The sequence below is a fragment of the Pseudomonas sp. PA-7-1E genome, assembly GCF_021605325.1.
Lineage (GTDB): Bacteria > Pseudomonadota > Gammaproteobacteria > Pseudomonadales > Pseudomonadaceae > Aquipseudomonas > Aquipseudomonas fluorescens_BV.
Window position 1 is genome coordinate 1 of record NZ_WKFA01000116.1, and the last position, 2,621, is coordinate 2,621.

At 65.0% G+C, this 2,621-nt stretch carries 2 protein-coding genes; both read left to right on the top strand.

Annotated features, from left to right (window positions below):
• Positions 1-205 precede the first annotated feature (205 nt).
• Positions 206-1,720 carry an IS21 family transposase gene (gene istA / locus GIW79_RS29425; RefSeq protein WP_236456638.1) on the top strand — a complete coding sequence of 505 codons (1,515 nt, stop codon included), beginning with the start codon at positions 206-208 and terminating at the stop codon, positions 1,718-1,720.
• Positions 1,721-1,737: 17 nt separating this feature from the next.
• Entirely contained in the window at positions 1,738-2,493 is a 756-nt protein-coding gene (istB, locus tag GIW79_RS29430) for an IS21-like element helper ATPase IstB (protein ID WP_236456640.1), read from the top strand.
• Positions 2,494-2,621: the final 128 nt, after the last annotated feature.

A 2,621-nucleotide genomic window follows, 5' to 3' on the forward strand; every position in this document is an offset into this window, starting at 1 on the left:
CTGCGGATTCCACGGTCATCTGGCCACCCATTCCATGAGCATCTGACCACCGATTCCACGGTGATCCGGCCACCCATTCCACGCGCATCCGGCCACTGATTCCACGGCCATCCGGCCACCCAACCGGGTAGGCAGCTACGCAGGATTTCTTCACTACCATCGACCTCTTTTTCGAAGCAGAGAGGTTGTCGTGGAGCGTTTATCCATGCGTAAGATTCGCGAAGTACTACGTCTCAAGTTCGAGGTCGGACTATCGGCTCGCCAGATTGCGGTCAGCGTGCAGGTCGGTCGTGTCACCGTCGGCGACTACCTCAATCGTTTTGCCGCCAGCGGCCTCACCTGGCCCTGTTCGTTGTCCGATGCCGAGTTGGAGCAGCAACTGTTCCCGCCGGCCCCGACGGTTGCCAGTGGGAAGCGGCCTTTACCCGATTGGGCATGGGTGCATGCCGAACTGCGCCGCCCCGGCGTAACCCTGGCGCTGCTCTGGCAGGAGTACCGCCTGAGCCAGCCGCAGGGCTTTCAGTACAGCTGGTTCTGCGAGCACTACCGGGCCTGGCAGGGCAAGCTGGACGTGGTGATGCGCCAGGAACATCGCGTCGGCGAGAAGCTGTTCGTCGACTACGCCGGGCAGACGGTGCCGGTGATCGACCGCCACAGCGGCGAGATCCGCCAGGCGCAGGTGTTCGTCGCGGTGCTCGGCGCATCCAGCTACACCTTCGCCGAAGCCACCTGGTCGCAGCAGCTGCCGGACTGGCTAGGCTCCCATGCCCGCTGCTTCGCCTTCCTCGGCGGCGTGCCGGAGATCGTGGTGCCGGACAACCTGCGAAGCGCGGTGAGTAAGAGCCATCGCTACGAGCCGGACATCAACCCGAGCTACCGCGATCTGGCCGAGCACTATGGCGTGGCGGTGGTGCCGGCGCGGGCACGCAAACCGCGCGACAAGGCCAAGGCCGAAGTCGGCGTGCAGGTGGTTGAACGCTGGATCCTCGCCGCCCTGCGCAACCGCCAGTTCTTCTCCCTGGATGAACTCAACAGCGCTATCGCCGGGTTGCTGGAGCGGCTCAACCGACGACCGTTTCGCAAGCTGCCGGGCTCCCGGCAGTCGGCCTTCGAAGCTCTGGATCGTCCGGCGCTGCTCCCCCTGCCGGAGCAACCCTACGTCTACGCCGAGTGGAAGAAGGCGCGGGTGCACATCGACTACCACGTCGAGGTCGATGGACATTACTACTCGGTGCCCTACCAGTTGGTGAAGAAACAGCTGGAAGTACGGCTGACGGCGCGCACCGTCGAGTGCTTCCACGCCAACCAGCGGGTGGCCAGCCACCTGCGCTCGCCACACAAGGGCCGGCATAGCACACAGACCGAGCACATGCCCAAGAGCCATCGCGAGCATGCCGAGTGGACGCCGCAACGGCTGATCCGCTGGGCCGAGCAGACCGGACCGAACACCGCCGGCGTGATCAGCCACATCCTCGAACGGCGCATCCACCCAACTCACGGCTACCGGGCCTGCCTGGGCATCCTGCGCCTGGGCAAGACCCATGGCGAAGTGCGCTTGGAGTTGGCCTGCCGTCGCGCCCTCAGCCTCGGTGCGTGCAGCTACAAGAGCCTCGAATCGATCCTGCGCCAGGGTTTGGAAAGCCTGCCGTTGGCTCAAGCCAACCTGCCCCTGCTGCCGGACGACCACGCCAACCTGCGCGGCCCCGGCTACTACCACTAAACACAAGGAATCCCACCATGCTGCCCCATCCGACCCTGGACAAGCTGCAAACCCTGCGCCTGCACGGCATGCTCAAGGCGCTGAACGAACAACTAAAAACCCCGGACATCGACAGCCTGAGCTTCGAGGAACGCCTCGGCCTGCTGGTCGACCGCGAGCTGACTGAACGCGACGACAAGCGCCTGAGCAGCCGCCTGCGCCAGGCCCGGCTCAAGCACAACGCCTGCCTCGAAGACATCGACTACCGCAGCCCGCGCGGGCTGGACAAGGGCTTGATCCTGCAACTGGGTAGCGGCCAGTGGCTACGCGACGGCCTCAACCTGATCATCAGCGGCCCCACCGGCGTGGGCAAAACCTGGCTGGCCTGCGCCCTGGCCCACCAGGCCTGCCGAGAGGGCTACAGCGTGCGTTACCTGCGCTTGCCGCGCCTACTGGAGGAGTTGGGCCTGGCTCACGGCGACGGGCGCTTCGCCAAGCTGATGAGCAGCTACGCCAAGACCGACCTGCTGATCCTCGATGACTGGGGTCTGGCCCCGTTCACCGCCGAACAGCGTCGCGACATGCTGGAGCTACTGGATGATCGCTACGGCCAGCGCTCGACCCTGGTCACCAGCCAGATGCCGGTGGACAACTGGCACGAACTGATCGGCGATCCGACCCTGGCCGATGCCATCCTCGACCGCCTGGTGCACAACGCCTACCGGATCAACCTCAAGGGCGAATCGATGAGAAAGCGGGTGAAGAAATTGACGACACCGGGCACCTCAGACTAACAATGCAACCCCTGCGTCGCTGCGCTCCGACTGCCCGGCCGGATGGCCGTGGAACAGGTGGCCAGATGGCCGTGGAATGCCTGGCCAGATGAGAGCGGACTGGGTGGCCGGATGGCGTGGAATCCGCA

What these genes read in the sequence shown, in the direction of transcription:
- istA (WP_236456638.1), top strand. Translation starts at nt 206, where the DNA reads ATGCGTAAGATTCGCGAAGTACTACGTCTCAAGTTCGAGGTCGGACTA.
- istB (WP_236456640.1), top strand. Translation starts at nt 1,738, where the DNA reads ATGCTGCCCCATCCGACCCTGGACAAGCTGCAAACCCTGCGCCTGCAC.